This window comes from Caulobacter sp. SRI_008, assembly GCF_057586355.1.
Window position 1 is genome coordinate 1 of record NZ_JBYCZS010000023.1, and the last position, 18,153, is coordinate 18,153.

14 protein-coding genes are annotated in these 18,153 nt (G+C 69.7%); 8 read left to right on the forward strand and 6 right to left on the reverse strand.

Features of this window, described 5'->3' with window-relative positions; all coding sequences use genetic code 11:
• From AC2YHT_RS19170 to AC2YHT_RS19190, 5 genes are all read right to left on the reverse strand, one after another.
• On the reverse strand, positions 1–940 hold a 940-nt coding region (locus AC2YHT_RS19170; RefSeq protein WP_487291510.1), incomplete at its 3' end, for a TrbL/VirB6 family protein.
• A complete protein-coding gene (locus AC2YHT_RS19175; protein WP_487291511.1) occupies positions 937–3,402 on the reverse strand; it encodes a VirB4 family type IV secretion/conjugal transfer ATPase in 2,466 nt (821 codons plus the stop codon). The genes AC2YHT_RS19170 and AC2YHT_RS19175, both read right to left, overlap by 4 nt.
• Positions 3,403–3,412: 10 nt before the next feature.
• The gene (locus AC2YHT_RS19180) at positions 3,413–3,697 is read right to left on the reverse strand and encodes a VirB3 family type IV secretion system protein (protein ID WP_110119444.1); all 285 of its coding nucleotides are present in this window, start codon (positions 3,695–3,697) and stop codon (positions 3,413–3,415) included.
• A gap of 6 nt (positions 3,698–3,703) precedes the next feature.
• Entirely contained in the window at positions 3,704–3,994 is a 291-nt protein-coding gene (locus AC2YHT_RS19185) for a TrbC/VirB2 family protein (protein ID WP_487291512.1), read from the reverse strand.
• Positions 3,991–4,608, reverse strand: coding sequence for a lytic transglycosylase domain-containing protein (locus AC2YHT_RS19190; protein ID WP_487291513.1), 618 nt, complete (start codon positions 4,606–4,608; stop codon positions 3,991–3,993). The genes AC2YHT_RS19185 and AC2YHT_RS19190 overlap by 4 nt, the downstream gene beginning before the upstream one ends.
• A 204-nt stretch (positions 4,609–4,812) precedes the next feature.
• On the opposite strand from AC2YHT_RS19190, the gene AC2YHT_RS19195 reads away from it, so the two are divergent.
• From AC2YHT_RS19195 to AC2YHT_RS19230, 8 genes are all read left to right on the forward strand, one after another.
• Positions 4,813–5,748 carry an intradiol ring-cleavage dioxygenase gene (locus AC2YHT_RS19195; protein WP_487291514.1) on the forward strand — a complete coding sequence of 312 codons (936 nt, stop codon included), beginning with the start codon at positions 4,813–4,815 and terminating at the stop codon, positions 5,746–5,748.
• A gap of 3 nt (positions 5,749–5,751) precedes the next feature.
• Complete coding sequence (locus tag AC2YHT_RS19200) at positions 5,752–7,218, forward strand: phospholipid carrier-dependent glycosyltransferase (RefSeq protein WP_487291515.1); 1,467 nt, start codon at positions 5,752–5,754, stop codon at positions 7,216–7,218.
• Positions 7,219–7,295: 77 nt separating this feature from the next.
• Positions 7,296–8,321: a LacI family DNA-binding transcriptional regulator gene (locus tag AC2YHT_RS19205; RefSeq protein WP_487291516.1), complete on the forward strand. Its 1,026-nt coding sequence runs from the start codon at positions 7,296–7,298 to the stop codon at positions 8,319–8,321.
• 326 nt (positions 8,322–8,647) lie between these two features.
• Entirely contained in the window at positions 8,648–10,840 is a 2,193-nt protein-coding gene (locus AC2YHT_RS19210; protein ID WP_487291517.1) for a TonB-dependent receptor, read from the forward strand.
• Positions 10,841–10,922: 82 nt separating this feature from the next.
• Complete coding sequence (locus AC2YHT_RS19215) at positions 10,923–12,899, forward strand: glycoside hydrolase family 3 protein (protein ID WP_487291518.1); 1,977 nt, start codon at positions 10,923–10,925, stop codon at positions 12,897–12,899.
• Positions 12,900–12,911: 12 nt separating this feature from the next.
• On the forward strand, positions 12,912–15,104 hold the full coding sequence (locus AC2YHT_RS19220) for a beta-glucosidase (protein WP_487291519.1): 2,193 nt from the start codon (positions 12,912–12,914) through the stop codon (positions 15,102–15,104).
• 14 nt (positions 15,105–15,118) lie between these two features.
• Positions 15,119–16,690 (forward strand): carboxylesterase/lipase family protein, encoded by a 1,572-nt coding sequence (locus tag AC2YHT_RS19225; protein WP_487291520.1) that lies wholly within the window; start codon positions 15,119–15,121, stop codon positions 16,688–16,690.
• A gap of 1 nt (position 16,691) precedes the next feature.
• Positions 16,692–16,916 carry a hypothetical protein gene (locus tag AC2YHT_RS19230; protein ID WP_487291521.1) on the forward strand — a complete coding sequence of 75 codons (225 nt, stop codon included), beginning with the start codon at positions 16,692–16,694 and terminating at the stop codon, positions 16,914–16,916.
• A 110-nt stretch (positions 16,917–17,026) separates the two neighbouring features.
• Here AC2YHT_RS19230 and pip read toward each other — a convergent pair whose 3' ends face one another.
• A complete protein-coding gene (gene pip / locus AC2YHT_RS19235) occupies positions 17,027–18,118 on the reverse strand; it encodes a prolyl aminopeptidase (RefSeq protein ID WP_487291522.1) in 1,092 nt (363 codons plus the stop codon).
• Positions 18,119–18,153: the final 35 nt, after the last annotated feature.

Sequence of the window (18,153 nt, forward strand, 5' to 3'; positions counted from 1 at the left end):
GTCCGTCGGCGCCGACAGTCCCGGCGGCGGTGTGCATGGTCCGCGCCGGCTCGGTGGAGGCGGGCGCGGCCTCGCTCGCGCCGCCGAACGGCCGCCAGCCGCGGGTGATGTTCCACGCCGCCCAGGCCAGGGCCAGCAGCAGCAGGACGTAGATGATCGAGCCCAAAAACAGGGTCAGGATCGGGCGGGTCTCGGCCACGGCGGCGGCCGGGTCGTCGCCGATGGCCGCTATCACTGGTCCCAGCGCCGCCAGCACGCCCGCGCCGCCCAGGGTCAGCAGCATCGGGGTGAAGGCCAGGGCGCTGGCGGTCTTGATCCAGCCTTCGAACAGGCCGCGCGTGCGGGGAAAGAGCGCCAGCACGACGAACACGGGGCCGACCGCCAGCAACACCGCCAGCACGATGCGGGCGACGATCAGCAGGCCCGCCGTACTGATCAGCAGCATCAGGGCGCTGGCCCAGGTCAGCTTGACGGCCGTCTGCACCTGCGGGTCGTTGGCCGGTCCAGCCTGGCCGAGGTCCTTGGCCAGATCCGCCACCTGCTCGAACACCACGTCCAACCGCGCGGCGAAGGCCCTGGCCGCGCCGTGCGGCGCTCCCAGTAGGGCGGAGGCGATCTGGTCGGGTCCGCCGGTCAGCAGGCCGTAGACCACGGTCTGATAGGCCGGCCAGGCGGTGGCGAAGGTCAGGACGAGGCCCAGCACCACCATGCGCGGCGTCAGGGTCGACAGGCCAAGGCGCGTGCGGCCGGTGATCAGGCCGTAGGCGACGAAGGCGACATAGATGGTCAGCAGCCCGGTCAGGGTCGCGCCGAACACGCCGCCCATCCCGAACAGCCGGCCGTAGCCGGCGCTGACCGCCAGGTTCAGCTGGCAGTCCAGCGCCGCCATGCCGTCGGCCAGGCCGCCGTCGGCGGTCAGCAGGGCGGGGCAGGCGCTCACGAGACCGCGCTCCGCAGCGGGATGACGTCCTCGCTGGCGGCGGCGATGACCGCCACCGGCGTCGGGCCCGGATAGGGCGTCCCGGTCAGCTCCTGCCACCAGAAGGCCGGGTGGTCGCCCAGCCGCCGGCGCAGTTCGTCCAGGCGGCGCACCGTGGTCTCGCGGCCCGACAGCACGGTGACGATCTCGGGCATGTCCGACAGGTCCAGCCGCGCCACCACGCTGTGGGCGCCGTGCTTGACCAGGAAGCAGCGGGCGTGGGCGGGCAGGGCGCGCACCAGGTCCAGCTCGTGCTCGGTCAGGCCGAAGCCGTCGGCGTAATCCTCGGCCTGGGCGCGCGGATTGGGCATGAAGATCTGGGTGGCGGCCTGCTCGATGATCGCCGTCGAGACCTGGCTCTCCAGGGCGTCGCGGGCGCTCTGGGTGCCGAAGCCCAGGATAGCGTTGCGCTTGCGCAGGGTCTTCATCCAGTCGCGGATGCGGGCGGCGAACACCGGATCGTCCAGGGCCTTCCAGCCCTCGTCGATCAGGATCATGGTCGGCTCGCCGTCCAGCCGCTCCTCGACGCGATGGAACAGGTACATCATCGCCGGGGTGCGAAGGACGGGAGAGTCCAGCAGCTGGGTCATGTCGAAGCCCAGCACCTTGGCGTCGAGATCCAGGCGGTCGGTCTCGTTGTCGAACAGCCAGGCGTGCGGACCCTCGCCGCACCACGGGGCCAGCCGCGCGGCCAGGTCACTCGGCGCGGGCCGGCGGCGACCGCCCAGCAGTTCGCGGAAGTAGCGCAGGCGGCGGAAGGCCGGATCCTGATCGTAGTTGGCGTCCACCGCCCCGGCGACCAGCGCGGCCTCGTCCGGCGTCAGGGTCTCGCCCGATCCGCAGGCCAGGCGTGCGATCCAGTCGCGCAGGAAGGCGCGGTTGACCGGGCTGTCGGGCAGTTGCAGCGGGTTGAAACCGGTCGGCTCGCCCGGCCGCAGCACCGAGTAGCCGCCGCCGATGGCCCGCACGAAGATCTCGGCCCCACGGTCCTTGTCGAAGATCACGGTGCGCGGGCGGGCCTTCTGGGCCTGGGCGGCCAGGAAGTTCATCACCACCGTCTTGCCCGAGCCCGACGGGCCGATGATCGTGAAGTTACCGAGGTCGGCGGCGTGGAAGTTGAAGAAATAGGGCGTGGCCGAGGTGGTCTCGAGCACGGTGATCGCCTGGCCCCAGTGCACGCCCTTGGCGCGACCGGTCGGGAAGCTGTGCAGCGAAGCCAGGCTGGCGAAGGCGCCGGTCGAGATCAGCGCCCGGCGCGCGCCATAGGCCTCGTTGCCCGGGAACTGCGCCCAGAACGCCGGCTCCAGCCCCAGGTCCTCGCGCACCGCCACGGCGCCCAGGTCGGCGAGGGTCGAGAGGCAGGCCGCGGCCGCGCCGTCCAGGCTGGCCAGGTCCGGCGCGCGGACCAGCAGGCTCATCTGGTGCTCGCCCAGCACCGAGCGGCCGGACGACAGGTCGTCCTTGGCCTCGACCAGGCCCTGGCGCAGGCTGGCGCCGTCGTCGTCGGCCGCGCGGAAGCGGCGCAAGGCCGTGTCCACCCGCTCCAGCCCGATCTGCCGGTCGACGAAGGCGAAGCTCTCCGACAGGGTCATCTCGAAGGGCAGGCGCAGCAGGGCGTCCAGCATCCCCGGCGCGGCCGAGGGCGGATAGTCCTTCAGCGACAGGATCGCCGCATAGTCCTTGCCCTCGCCGAGGTCCGACCGCTCCAGGGCGTCGAGGCCGAAGCTGACCCGGCGATAGGGCAGGTGCTGGCCGACGTCGCCGGCCGGCCAAAGCATGGGCCGCAGTTCGCCGTTGAACAGGGCCGACAGGAACTCCAGCGGCTCGGCGCAGCGGCCGGCCGGGGTCTCGTAGCTGGCCAGAACGCGCGGACCATAGGCCTGCAGGGCGGCGCTCAGCGCCTCGCGGGCGGCGTCGAGGTCGCGCAGGTCGCGGGCCTCCTGCGCCTGGCGGGCGGTCTCGCCCATGCCGGCGTTCAGCAGGCGGGCGGCGCGGTCCGCCAGGCCCGCCTTGCCGCGCGCCGGGCGGTGCAGGATGGTCAGGAACAGGTCGTTGACGAACAGGCTGCGGCCGGCCATCCGCGCCTGCCAGCGCTGGTCGATCATCCGGCAGACTGGATCGGAGAAGCTGGCCGTCAGTCCCGCCTGCACCCGCCGGCGCAGGATGTGGTGGCGGACCACGAACCGAGAGCCGCCGATCGCCCGCAACGCCGCCTCGCGTAGGGCCTGGCGGTGGTTCAGCTCCTCGGTGTCGGCGGTCTCGAAGGCGAAACCTTCCAGGTGCAGCACCTGCATCAGCGAGCCGTCGCGCAGGCGCACGGTGCGCTCGTCGATCAGGCCGTCATAGGGCAGGCGGTCGCCGGCGCGCTGCTCGCCTTGCGTCCAGGCGGCGAAACCGGTCCAGTTGGGCTTTGCGCGGGTCATGGCCATGCTCTCAGGGGGCGTAGCTGTTGCAGCGCCAGCGGCGCCAGTTTCCGACGCGGGGGCACTTGCTCACCCGCGTCAGCCACAGATCAAAGATCCGCGGCTCCTTCAGGCAGGCGACGTAGCCGATCGCGTGCACCACGACCGCGACGATCAGCGCCCAGAACGAGCGGGTCACCAGGAAGGCTTCCGTCGTCACGATCCCGTTGATCACGAAGAAGCTGTAGGTGACGCCGGCGAACATCTGCGGCTGGGTCAGGGCGCGGAAGATCGGGGTGCGGACGAGATCGGCCATGACCGGTCAGCCCGCCGCGGCGCGGATGCCGGCGACGATGGTGCCGGCCCCGAACAGGATGAAGCAGCCCAGCACCACCGTGGCGCCGAACCGCCAGTTCATCCGGCCGGTCAGCATGAGAAAGCCGACCATGGCCACGGCGATCACCGCCACCGCCGTGGCGACGTTGCCCAGCAGCGTGCCCTGCACCCAGGCCACGGCGTTGGCGATCGGCTGGGCGCCCTGCGGGCTGGCGAAGGCCGGGGCCGAGACGGCCAGGGAAGCGGCCGTAACAGCGGCGAACAGGCGGGCGGTCATGGGGCTTCTCCAGAAAGGGCAGGGGGAGCGGCGGCCTTGGCCAGCCGGTCGAGATTGGTCGCCACGTAGGCGCGGGTTTCCTTGAAGGGCGGCACGCCGCCGTACTGGACCACGCGGCCGCCGCCGGCGTTGTAGGCGGCCAGAGCCAGGTCCACGGCGCCGTCGAAGCGGTCGAGCTGGGCGCGCAGGTGGGCCGCGCCGCCCATGATGTTCTGCGCGGGATCGGTCGGATCGACGCCCAGCGCGCGGGCGGTGGCCGGCATCAGCTGCATCACGCCGATCGCGCCGGCCGGCGAGACGGCCTTGGCGTCGTAGCCCGACTCCGAGCGGGCGACGGCGTCGATCAGGGCGGGGCTGAGGTCGTAGCGCGCAGCCGCGGCCAGCACGGCGTCGCGATAGGGCGCGGGGATGTTCGCCGTTTCAGCGCGTGGGGCAGGGACGGTTTCGATGGTCTGGGGCCAGCCGCCGCCGACCCGGCGCACCGCGCCGTCGTCTTCGATCTGCAACACCTGCGCGTGGGCCGCGCTGGTCGCGACCAGCGCCAGACCGCAGGCGGCCGCCAGCTTTCGCGATTGCTGCTGAAAAGTACGGAATCTTTGCGGTTCCCAACCCATGCAGCCAGTATTGGGAGGTCAAGTCGTCCGCAATTTGTCGTTATGTATTGGTTTTGTATCGCCTTTCGGGGTGCTGATACGCCCGAAATACCCATCCGGCATATTTCCAGCGAATTACACTGTTTCAAAAGCAGGACGCCGAAGCGCCGGCCCGAGCAACGCGGGCGGCAGCTCCGGACGCACGCACGGAGGAGCAGCGACATCATGCACGACGACCACCCCATCGAAGAGCACGATCTGGGCCTGCAGCATGACCTGGCGATCATGACCGCTCGCATCGTCGAGCGTCGCCGCATGCTGGCCTGGCTCGCCACGGGCGGCACGGCCGCCCTGGTCGCCGCCTGCGGCGGGGGCGGCGGCTCCAGCTCGGGCGGTTCGACCTCGTCTTCCTCGTCGAGCAGCAGTTCGAGCTCCAGCTCGTCCAGTTCCTCGAGCTCCAGTTCCAGCAGCAGCTCGTCGAGTTCATCCTCGGTCAGCAGTTGCATCGCCGACCCGACCGAGACCAACGGGCCCTATCCCAGCGACGGCTCCAACAGCGTCAACGGCACGGTGTCGAACATCCTGGCCGTCAGCGGCGTGGTGCGCAGCGACATCCGGTCCAGCTTCGGCAGCTCGACGACCACGGCGCCCGGCGTGCAGCTGACCCTGACCATCACCCTGGTCAACACCAACAACAGCTGCGCGGCTCTGTCGGGCTACGCCATCTACATCTGGCACTGCACCCGTGACGGCAACTACTCGCTCTATTCCAGCGGCATCCAGAGCGAGAACTACCTGCGCGGCGTGCAGGTGACCGACAGCAACGGCCAGGTGACCTTCACCACCATCTTCCCGGGCTGCTACTCCGGGCGCTGGCCGCACATCCACTTCGAGGTCTATCCCAGCCTGGCGACGGCCACGGGCTACGCCAACCGCGTGCTGGTCTCGCAGTTCGCCATGCCCAGCGCGGCCTGCGACACGGTCTATGCCGGGGCCACCGGTTACAGCGCCAGCGTCACCAACAAGGCCGCGATCACCATCGCCAGCGACAACGTCTTCGGCGACAACACCAGCGCCCAGATCGCCGCCCAGACGCCCAGCCTCAGCGGCAGCGTGTCAGCGGGCTACACCGGCACGGTCGTGGTCGGCCTGGCGGTCTGACGCATGGCCGTGGGGGCGGGAGGAGCGACGGCGAAGGCGCGATGGCTGGCGACCCTGCTGGTCGCCGTGCTGTCGGCGCTCGTCCTCGTCCCGCGCCTGGGGTCTCCGAGCCAACCGATCTGGGACGAGGCCTACTACCTGACCTCGACCCAGCGCTATCTGGAGTGCACCGCCCAGTTCGCCTCGCACCCGCCGCTCGGCCTGATGCTGATCGCGGCGGGCGCCCTGGTCGTCGACGACAACCAGGACCTGCCGGTCCACCGCCTGGCCGAGACCAAGTCGGTCAAGGGCGAGGACGTCCCCGTCGGCTACAGCTACTGGGGCGTCCGCGCCGCTTCGGCGCTATTCGGCGTGCTCGGGGCGACGCTGTTCTTCCGGCTGGCCCTGGTGCTGACCGGCGGCCGGCTTGGCGCGGCCCTGGCCTTCGCCAACCTCTATATCTTCGACAACGCCCTGGCCGTGCAGTTCCGGGCCGGGCACCTGGACGCCTTCCAGTCGGCCTTCCTGCTGGCGGCGCTGTTGGTCCTGGCTATCGCCGCGCGACGGGGGCGACCCAGGCCCGTCGAGGCCCTGGCCTTCGGCGGCCTGATCGGCTTGGCGGCGATGGTGCGGCTGAATGCTCTCGTCCTGGCGCCGATCGGCCTGCTGCTGCCGGCGCTCGCCCTGCGCGGACCCCGTCCGTGGCGAACGGCGACCGTTCACGCCGGCGCCCTGGCGGTCGGCGGCCTGGCGGCGATCGTGGCGACAATGGTCGTCCATCTGGCGGTCGCGCCCCTGCCGCCGATGCGCGGCGAGCCGGCCGGCGCGCGCGACGCCGCCTTCGTCTCGCCGGCCTATCGAGCCTTCCTCGAAGGACAACGCTCGCTGTCGCCGGCGGTGGTCTGGGCGGCGGGCGCGGATTATCGGCGCTACATCGCCGGCGATTTCGCCGGCACGCCCAAGGTCGACCCGAACGGCTCCTCGCCCCTGGCCTGGCCGGTGATGGGTGGGGCGATCAACTACCGCTGGGACAGCGACGGCCGCACGACCAGCTACCTGCAGCTGGCCGGCAATCCGGCGGGCTGGGCGATCGGGCTGCTGGGCGTGCTCGGCGCGACGGTTCTGCTCGTCCTGCGCGGGGCGAGGGATGACGAGGCTGCCACGCGTCGGCGCCTGATGCTGGCCCTGCTGGCGGGGTGGGCGATCTTCATGGCCGCCCATCTGGTGCTGGCCCAGCAGAGGGTCCTGTACCTCTACCACTACTTCCCCGGACTGCTGATCAGCTGGGCCCTGGCGGTCCTGGCCTTCGAGGAGGCCTGCGCCCGCTGGCCCGCCTTCGCGCGCCGGCGCGGCCTGCTGCTGGCGGGCGGGGCGGGCGCGGTGCTGCTGGGCTTTCTGTTCTACGCGCCCTTCACCTATCACCGCCCCTTGACCCACGCGGCCTGCGCCGCCCGAACCCTGCTGGATCCCCGCGTCGTCGATTGCCGTTAGGGCAGGGCTTGCGAGGTGATCGCGTCGCCCGCTACCACAGGTGTTCGCGGTGGTCCGCGAAGGGCCGAGCGGGACGCATGAGCGACATCACCATCGTCGATATCGCCAAGCAGGCGGGCGTCTCGATCAAGACCGTCTCGCGGGTGATCAACCGCGAGGAGGGCGTCGGTCCCGAGACCCGCGCCCGGGTCGAGGACCTGATCACCAAGCTGGGCTACCGCCCCAACGTCTCGGCCCGCTCGCTGTCGAGCCGTCGCAGCTACCTGATCGGCGTGGTCTTCATGCGGGTCGGCGCCTACCACTATGTCGGCGAGGTCCAGGTCGGGGCCATGCGCGCCTGCCGCCGGGCCGGCTATCACCTCGTCATCGAGCAGGTCGACGACCTGGGGCAGGGCAGGGGGCCCACCTTCGCCGAGGCGCTGAAGGCTGGCCGGTTCGACGGTCTCGTCCTGACGCCGCCGATCTGCGACGACCCCGAGATCCTGGCGACCATCGAGGCCCAGGGACTGGCCTATGTGCGCGTCGCGCCCGGTCGCGACTTCGGCCGTTCGCCCTACGTCTTCATGGACGACCAGCAGGCCGCCCACGACATGACCGCCCGCCTGTGGGATCTCGGGCATCGGCGGATCGCCTTCATCGACGGCCCCGCCGACCACGGTTCCGCTCGGCGACGGCGCGAAGGCTACATGACCGCCATGGCCGAGCGCGGCGCGCGCGTGCGGCCCGAATGGATCGCCAATGGAGACTTCATGCCGCTGTCGGGCCTGGAGGCCGGCGACCGACTGCTGGCGCTGTCCGAGCCGCCGACGGCGATCTTCGCCGCCAACGACGCCATGGCCCTGGGCGTGATATCGGCGGCGTCGAAGCGCGGTCTTTCCCTGCCGCAGGATCTCACCGTGGTCGGCTTCGACGATGGTCCGCTGGCGGAATCGTCCTGGCCCAGCCTCACCACCGTGCACCAGCCGATCGCCGAAATGGCCGAGGCGGCGGCGCAGATGCTGATCGAAGGATTCGGCGACCCCCGTTTCCGCAACCGCACGGCCGCCAGGCAGCTCGATTATCACCTCGTGGAGCGCGGCTCGTCGGCGGCTCCGAAGCCTTGAGCTCTCGGGGTGTTTGAGGTTGGTTGCGGTCGAGTTTTCGAGGTTTTGGGGATTCTTAATCCCCTAATTTCCGTGATTTAGCGATCAAAATTCCAGACAGCGGTGTCTTTTGAAAATGGCATAGACAACGTTGTCGTATCGTGATGTCAATCTACGACAACGTTGTCGTCGTCGGGACATCCCGCCAGCGCAGCGTCGGCTCAAGCCCCGGGACAAGGGGCGGAGGAAACATATCCCGGACGTCAAAACGGCGCCGGGAACCGGCTGGAACCGGCGGCGCGAAAGCGTCGATCCGTCGTCCGGTCCGCGCAGGAAAGGGGACAGACATGCGCACCATGCTCTTCGCTTCGGCCGCCCTGGCGGTCGTCTGCTTCAACGCGCCCGCCGCCTTCGCCCAGGAGGGCGAAGCCGTGCAGCTCGACGAGGTCGTCATCACCGCTCAGCGGCGTAGTGAGAACCTGCAGAAGACCCCGCTGACCGTCTCGGCGGTCACCGGCGACAAGCTGGAATCCCAGGGGGTCAAGACCGTGGTCGACCTGGCCAGCCAGGTTCCGGCCCTGCAGATCACCTCCAGCGGCGCCGGCACGGCTCAGGTGTTCCTGCGCGGCATCGGCAGCACCAACACCACCGAGGTCGGCGACCCGGCGGTGGCCTACCACATCGACGGCATCTACCAGGCCCGTTCCAGCTCGCTGGGCGCGCTGTTCTATGACGTCGACCGCGTCGAAGTGCTGCGCGGCCCGCAGGGCACGCTCTACGGCCGCAACGCCACGGCCGGGGCCATCAACGTCATTACCAAGAAGCCGGTCCTCGGCGAATACCAGGGCGCGGGTTCGCTCGACGTCGGCAACTACGCCGCCATCACCACCTCGGGCATGGTCAACGTGCCGATCGGCGACACCCTGGCCGTCCGCGCCTCGTTCCAGCAGAGCCGCCATGACGGCTACGTGGAGTCGATCAAGAACGGCTCGGGCACCGGCGGCAACGACCGCTACGACCAGGACGACAAATCGGCCCGCGTGCGGGTGCTGTGGAAGCCCAGCGACAGCTTCTCGCTGCTGGTCAACGCCGATTATCTGCACCAGGGCGGGGCCGGCGGCGGCGATGGCACCTACGGCACCAGCAGGGTCACCGGCGATCCCTGGACCTGCTACTGCTCGACCAACCTCTACCGCAACAACCGCTTCTTCAGCACCGGCGCCGAGGCCAACTGGGACCTGGGCTTCGCGACCCTGACCTATCTGGTCGGCTACAACTTCTCGGAACTCGACCGCACCGGCGAGAACGCCAGCACCGGCGCGCCCAACTACTTCTGGGGCAAGGACCACACCTGGTCGCACGAACTGCGTCTGGGCGGCGACACCGGCAAGCTGAAGTGGGTGGTGGGGCTCTACCGCTTCACCGAGGACAACGACGTCGACTTCCGCGTCTTCCTGGCGACCAACTCGTACCTGTCGTTCATTCAGCCCGAGATCACCGCCGAAAGCATCGCGGTCTTCGGCCAGACCACCTACGAGGTCACCGACCGGTTCCGCGTCACCGGCGGCCTGCGCTACACCGAAGACAAGAAGGGCCGCACCGGCGGCACCTACCTGACCAACTCCAGCGGGGCGATCGTCTCGACGGTGGTGGCCAACATCGCTGACGCCAAGTGGGACGCCACCAACTGGAAGATCGGCGCCGACTTCGACCTGACCTCGACCTCGATGCTCTATGCGAACATCGCCACGGGCTACAAGGCGGGCGGCTACTACGATGGCGTCACCGACAACGTCTACGCGCCGGAGAAGATCACCTCCTACGAGGCCGGCGTGAAGAACCGCTTCTTCTCCAACCGCCTGCAGGTGAACGCCACGGCCTTCCTCTACGACTACCGCGATTTCCAGGTCAGCGCCCTGGGCACCATCGGCGGCCAGGACGCCACGGTCACCCTCAACGCCGACAAGGCCAAGATCTACGGCCTGGAGTTCGAGACCAACCTGGCGATCACCGAGCACGACCGCATCGACGCCACCCTGGGCTGGCTGCACGCCGAATACACCGACTTCGTGCTGCCGCGCGGGGACTCGTTCTCCAACAACAGCGCCAATGCGTCGGTGGCGGCCTGCTACACGACCAACTACTCGGCCGCCGCGCCGCGCTCGACCGACTTCTCCGGTTGCCGCATGGCCCGAACGCCGGAGTGGAGCATCAACCTTGGCTACCAGCACATCTGGGACCTGAGCTTCGGCGGCACCCTGACCGGCCGGATCCAGAGCCACTACGAAAGCGCCAAGAACCTCGAGTACCACGGCTTCGCCCAGAACCGGGAAGGGGCCTTCACCAAGACCGACGTCAGCCTGACCTACGCCAGCGCCGACGATCGCTGGACCCTGCAGGGCTATGTCCGCAACCTCGAGGACGACGCGGTCCGCACCGCCTCGTCGCCCAACTCGACGACGGGCCTGGCCACCAACGGGGCCGGTGAATACTACGCCCCGCCGCGCACCTACGGCCTGCGTCTGGGCGTGACCTTCTAGCCTTCTCTACTTCCCCCTCGCGCCCGGCGGACCCTGCCCGCCGGGCGTGCTTTGTTTTCGTGTCACCAAGCGAGTTTAGCCGATGATCCTCGACCGCCGCCTTCTGCTCTTGGCCGCCTCGGCCGCGATCCTCGGCGGTGCGGCCTCCGCCGCACCTAAGCAACCCGAACTGGGCGTCCGCGACGGCAAGGTCATCACGGTCGACGGCCTGAAGTTCCGCGACCTCGACCGCGACGGCAAGCTGGAGCCCTACGAGGACTGGCGCCTGTCTCCCGAGGCCCGCGCCGCCGACCTGACCCAGCGCATGACGCTGGACGAGAAGGCCGGCCAGATGATGCACGGCACCCTGCCGGCGACCGGTCCGATGGGCGTGGCCGGCATGGGCTCGGGCTACGACATGGCCAAGGCGACGCCGCTGGTCATCGACCGCCACGTCACCACCTTCATCACCCGCCTGGCGGGCGCTCCGGCCTTCCTGGCCGAGCAGAATAACGCCATCCAGGCCGTCGCCGAGAAGGGACGCCTGGGCGTGCCGGCGACGATCAGCACCGACCCGCGCCACCACTTCCAGTTCACGGCCGGCGCCAGCGTCGAGGCCGGCGGCTTCTCCAAGTGGCCCGAGGCCCCGGGCCTGGCCGCCATCGGTGACGCCAAGCTGGTGCGGCGCTTCGGCGACGTCGCCCGCCAGGAGTACCGCGCGGTCGGCATCCACCAGGCCCTTTCGCCTATGGCCGACCTGTCGACCGAGCCGCGCTGGCCGCGCACCAACGGCACCTTCGGCGAGGACGCCGATCTCGTCGGCAAGATGACCAAGGCTTACATCCAGGGCTTCCAGGGCGGCGACACCGGTCTGGTCTCGAACGGCGTCTCGGCCGTGGTCAAGCACTGGGTCGGCTATGGCGCTTCCGCCAAGGGCTTCGACGGCCATAACAGCTATGGCCGCTACGCCGTCTTCCCCAAGGGCCAGTTCGACCTGCACGTGAAGCCCTTCGACGAGGCCTTCTCGGCTGGCGTCGTCGGCGTGATGCCGACCTACGCCATCCTGCAGGGCGTCTCCCTCGAAGGCACGGCGCTGGAGCCGGTCGCCGCCGGATTCTCCAAGCAGCTGCTGACCGATCTGCTGCGCGGCAAGCACGGCTTCAAGGGCGTGGTGGTGTCCGACTGGGCGATCACCAACGACTGCGGCGAGACCTGCCGCAACGGCTTCCCCGCCGGTGTGCGTCCCGGCTTCGAAGGCTTCTCCACCGCCTGGGGCGTCGAGGACCTGGCCAAGGTCGATCGCTACGCCAAGGGCGTCAATGCGGGCCTGGACCAGTTCGGCGGCGTCGAGGACACGGCCGAGCTGGTGGCCGCGGTGAAGGCAGGCAAGATCACCGAAGCGCGCATCGACGAGTCCGTGAAGCGCATCCTGGTGGTGAAGTTCGAGCAGGGCCTGTTTGAGAACCCCTATGTCGATCCCAAGGCCGCGACGGCCGTGGTCGGCTCCAAGACCTTCGTCGCCGAGGGCCAGGCGGCCCAGAGCGCGGCCCTGACCGTGCTGGAGAACAAGAACGGCCTGCTGCCGCTGAAGGCCGCCGGCCGCAAGGTCTGGCTGAAGGGCGTCTCGCCCGAAGTCGCCAAGGCCTACGGTCTGACGCCGGTCGAGGATCTTGCCCAGGCCGATCTGGCGATCATCCGCGCCGCGACGCCGTTCGAGACCCTGCACCCGAACTACACCTTCGGCAGCTTCCAGCACGAGGGCGACCTGTCGTTCAAGGACGGTAACGCCGACTACGAGGCCATCAAGGCCGCCTCGGCCAAGGTTCCCACCATCGTCAGCGTCTATCTTGACCGCCCTGCGATCCTGACCAATGTCCGCGACAAGGCCGCCGTGCTGATCGGCGACTTCGGCGCCAGCGACGAGGCCTTCCTCGACGCCGTGACGGGCAAGGCGCACGCTCGCGGCAAGCTGCCCTTCGAGCTGCCGTCGTCGATGGCCGCCGTCGAGGCCCAGGCCGAGGATGCCCCGCACGACAGCGAAAAGCCGCTCTATCCGATCCACTACGGCCTGACCTACTGAGGACCCGCGACCATGATCCGTCTGACGACCGCCGCCAGCATCGCGGCCCTTTCGCTGGCCTCCGCCGCGTCCGCCCAAACCGCCCAGCCGTGGATGAACACCAAGCTCTCGCCCGACGAGCGCGCGGCCCTGCTGGAGAAGGAACTGACCCTCGACGAGCGCATCGGCCTCGTCCACGGCCCGATGTCGATGCCGATCTTCGGCATCAAGAAGCCCGAGGGCGCGATCGGCTCGGCCGGCTACATCCCTGGCATCCCGCGCCTGGGCGTGCCGGCCCTGCAGGAAAGCGACGCCAGCCTCGGCGTCACCAATCCGCTGGGCGTGCGTCCTGGCGACGGCGCCACGGCCTTGGCCTCGGGCCTGTCGCTGGCCGCGACCTTCAACAGCAAGCTGGCCTATGAGGGCGGGGCGGTGGTCGGCCGTGAGGCGCGCGCCAAGGGCTTCAACGTCCAGCTGGCCGGCGGCGTGAACCTGGCCCGCGACCCGCGCAACGGCCGCAACTTCGAATATCTCGGCGAAGACCCCTGGCTGGCCGCCAACCTGGCCGCCGCCCAGATCAAGGGCATCCAGGACCAGGGCATCGTCTCGACGATCAAGCACTTCTCGCTGAACGGCCAGGAGACCAGCCGCCACTTCGCCAACTCCATCATCGACGAGGCCGCGCACCGCGAGAGCGACCTGCTGGCCTTCCAGATCGCCGTCGAAAAGGGCCAGCCGGGCTCGGTGATGTGCGCCTACAACCTCGTCAACGGCGACTACAGCTGCGGCAACCCCCACCTGCTCAACGACGTCCTGAAGGGCGACTGGGGCTACAAGGGCTGGGTGATGTCGGACTGGGGCGCGGTCCACGCCACCGACTACATCCTCAAGGGCCTTGATCAGCAGTCGGGCGAGCAGCTCGACGCCAAGATCTGGTTCGGCGAGCCGCTGAAGGCCGCCGTCGAGAAGGGCGAGGTCCCGGCCGCGCGCCTGGCCGACGCCAGCCGCCGCATCCTGCGCTCGATGTTCGCCGCCGGCCTGTTCGACAAGCCGGTCACCCCGGGCGGGACCATCGACTATGACGCCAACGCCGAGATCGCTCGCACCGCGGCGACCGAAGGCGTGGTGCTGCTGAAGAACCGCGAGGGCCTGCTGCCGCTGGCCAAGACCGCCAAGACCATCGCCGTGATCGGCGGTCACGCCGACGCCGGCGTGCTGTCGGGCGGCGGCTCTTCGCAGGTCGTGCCTCCGGGCGGCGCCAAGCGCGTCGTGCCGCTGGGCGGCGAGGGCATGATGGGCCCGTTCCGCAGCCAGTACTTCAACGGCTCCTCGCCGCTGGCCGCGATCCGCAAGAGCGCGCCGGACGCCAAGGTCACCTTCGACGACGGCCGCTACATCGCCTCGGCCGTGGCCGCCGCCAAGGCCGCCGACGTCGTGGTGGTGTTCGGCAACCAGTGGATGGGCGAGGGCGAGGACGCCTTCGACCTGTCCCTGCCCAACGGCCAGGACGAGCTGATCGCCGCCGTCACGGCCGCCAACCCCAACGCCATCGTCGTGCTGCAGACCGGCGGCCCGGTCTCCATGCCCTGGCTCAATGACGCGGGCGCGGTGGTCGAGGCCTGGTACTCGGGCGCCAAGGGCGGTGAAGCCATCGCCGACGTGCTGTTCGGCGCGGTCAATCCGTCGGGCCGCCTGCCGATGACCTTCCCGGCCTCGCTGAGCCAGTATCCGCGCGAAGCCCTGCCGGGCCGCGGCCTGCCCGAGAAGACCCAGTTCGACGTCAACTACACCGAGGGCGCCGACGTCGGTTACCGCCGCTTCGCCGCCACGGGCGACAAGCCGCTGTTCCCGTTCGGCTACGGCCTGTCCTACACCTCGTTCGCCTATTCGAACCTCAAGGTGGAAGGCGGACAAACGGTCACGGTCAGCTTCGACGTCGCCAACACCGGCAAGGTCGAGGGCAAGGACGCCCCGCAGGTCTATCTGACCGGCGCGGCGGGCAAGCCGTTGCAGCGCCTGATCGGCTTCGACAAGCTGGCCCTCAAGCCGGGCGAGACGCGTCGCGTCACCCTGACCGCCGATCCGCGCCTGCTGGCCAGCTTCGACGCCAAGGGTCATCGTTGGGTCGTCACGGGCGGCGACTATCAGGTGGCCGTCGGCGCCTCGGCGACCGATCTGGCCCTGAAGGGCGGCGCCAAGGTCAAGGCGCGGACGCTGAAGCCGTAGGGGAGGGCGTAGTGATGAAGTCTCTGGTTTCCGGCCTGGCGCTCGCGCTCGCCGTCGGGCTTCCCGTCCTCGCGGGGCCGGTGGTCAAGACCACGTCCGGTCCCATCGAGGGCGTCGAGGCCGGTTCGGTCGCGGCCTTCAAGGGCGTGCCCTTCGCCGCGCCGCCGGTCGGCCCGCTGCGCTGGCGCGCGCCCCAGGCCCCCAAGGCCTGGACCGCCGTCCGCTCCGCCGCCGAATACGGCCCCGACTGCGCCCAGAACCCGTTCCCGGGCGACGCCGCGCCCCTGGGCGTCAAGCCGGCCGAGGACTGCCTCTATGTGAACGTCTGGACGCCGAAGGACGCGATCAAGGCCAAGGCCAAGAAGCCGGTCATGGTCTGGATCTACGGCGGCGGCTTCGTCAACGGCGGCTCCTCGCCGGCGGTCTATGCCGGCGACCGCTTCGCCCGCGACGGCGTGGTGCTGGTCAGCTTCAACTACCGGGTCGGCCGCTTCGGCTTCTTCGCCCATCCGGCGCTTTCGGCCGAGAACGCCGACGGCGGCCTGCTTGGCAACTACGCCTTCATGGACCAGATCGCGGCCCTGAAGTGGGTGAAAGCCAACATCGCCGCCTTTGGGGGCGATCCGGAGAACGTGACGATCTTCGGGGAGTCGGCCGGCGGCATGTCGGTGCACGCCCTGCTGACCACGCCCCTGGCCGAGGGCCTGTTCGACAAGGCCATCATCCAGTCGGGCGGCGGCCGGCCGCGCCTTTTGCCCTCGCTGCCGATCAAGGCCGCGCCGGGCGAGCGCTCGGCCGAGAGCGTCGGCGTCGCCTTCGCCGCCAAGGCCGGCGTGACCGGGGAGGGGGCCGAAGCCCTCGCGGCGCTGCGCGCCCTGCCGGCCGACGCGGTGGTCGATGGCCTGAACATGGCCACCTCCGGCGTGCCCACCTGGAACGGCGGGCCGATGGTCGACGGCAAGCTCGTCGCCAAGCCGGTGCTCGACGCCTACGCGGCCGGCGAGTGGACCAAGACGCCCGTGCTGGTCGGAGCCACCGGCGCCGACGGCTTCTTCTTCGGCGGCACGCGCGACCAGGTCTTCGCCCCGTTCGGCGACAGGCGCGCCGAAGCCGAGACGCTCTACGACCCGACCGGCGACGGCGACATCAAGGTCTATGGCTGGAAGGCCGCCGGCGACCGGATGTTCATCGAGCCGGCCCGCGAGGTCGCTCGCACCCTGGCCGCCCAAGGCGCGCCGGTCTGGTCGTTCCGCTTCTCCTACGTGGCCGAAAGCCAGCGCAAGGACTGGTGGAGCGCCCCGCACGCCACGGAGATCCCGTTCGTGTTCGACACCGTCGACGCCCGCTACGGTGCGGCCCTGACCCCGGCCGACGCGGCCGCCGCCAAGGCCGCCCACGCCTACTGGATCGCCTTCGCGACCAAGGGCGCGCCTGACGCCGCCGGTCAGCCGGCCTGGCCGAAGTACGATGCGGCGAGCGACGTGATCATCGACTTCACCAATGACGGCGTGAAGGTCGGTCCGGACCCGTCGAAGGCGCGCCTCGACCTCGTCAAGGCGACCACGCCGCCGTCGGCGGGGAAGTGACATGGCCGAGCGTCTGGCCGACGCGGTGATCGACCGCGACACCTTCCTGGCCCTGCGACGGGTCCTGCCGGCGGCCACCAAGGCCTGCCTGCAGGACACTTTCGGCATCAGCGAGACCACCTGGGTCAAGCTGCGCGACGGCCGGCCGGTCAAGCGGGCGACGCTGGACCGGCTCTTGGAGCGCTATCGGCGGATGTGCGGCGAGACGAGCCGCAGGGCGGCGTGAGTGCGTGGTCCTCGTCCTTCGACAGGCTCAGGATGAGGACCATTGATGCGGCGGTTCAGTAGAAAACCTCACCCTGAGCTTGTCGAAGGGCGAGGTTTTCGCTCGGCGCGTCAGCCGCCGATCGTCGGCAGCCCATCCATGATCGCCGTCAGGGCCAGCACCGTCTGGCCCTCCATGGCGCTGTGGCCCGCGTCGGTCTTCACGTAGCTCGACGGCGGCGCGCCGACCTCGTCCAGCGCCGCGACTAGGCGCGAGGCCTGCGACAGCGGGCAGACCTGGTCGAAGCGGCCGTGGACGATGTGGATGTCGAGACCCTTAAGCGCGTCCGCGTTGCGCACGATGTAGTCCGGCTCCAGGAACAGGCCGTTGGCGAAGAAGTGGGCCTCGATCTGGGCGAAGCACAGGGCGAAGTCGGCCTCGCCGAACTTTCCGGCGTCGGCGTTGTCGGGGATCATGTTCGAGATCGTGCCTTCCCAGACAGACCACGCCACGGCCGCCTCGAGCTGGCGCTGGCGTTCGGCTTCGCTCGCCGGGACCATGTCGAAGATCGTCTTGTAGGCGCCCATGATGTCGCCCCGGTCTTCCGGCACGATCACCTCGACGAAAGCCTTCCACTCGTCGGGATAGGCGATGTAGGCGCCGGGCTCGGTCAAGGCGTAGGGCGTCTGGGTGAAGGCCGCCGCATTGCCCTGGTACATGTAGAGCAGGTCTTCGGTCGCGCCGAGGAAGATGCCGCGCAGGATCAGCGAGGCCACCTTGTCGGCGTGGCGGATGGCGTAGGTCAGCGCCAGGGTGCTGCCCCAGCTTCCGCCGAACACATGCATGCGGCCGGTGATGCCGAGCGCGTCGCGCAGCTTGTTGATGTCGTCGACCAGATGGTCGGTGGTGTTGTGGGTCAGGGCGACCTGTGGGCCGGCCGAGGCCACGGTCGGCTGGCTTTTGCCGCAGCCGCGCTGGTCGAACAGGATGACGCGATAGCGGTCGGGATCGAAGAAGCGCGCCATCGGCGGGGCGCAGGCACCGCCGGGGCCGCCATGCAGGAACATCACCGGCTCGCCGTCCGGATTGCCGTATTCTTCCCAGTAGAGCTTGTGGTCGGGCACGGTGTCGACCTGCAGCAGGCCGCTCTTGCTGGCGGTCGGCTGGGCGTACTTCCACTCGGTGGTGACCTTGCTGGTCGTGCGCAGCGTCGAGAAATTCATGACCGGTCTTCCGTAAGCGACTCCGTGAGGGTGGC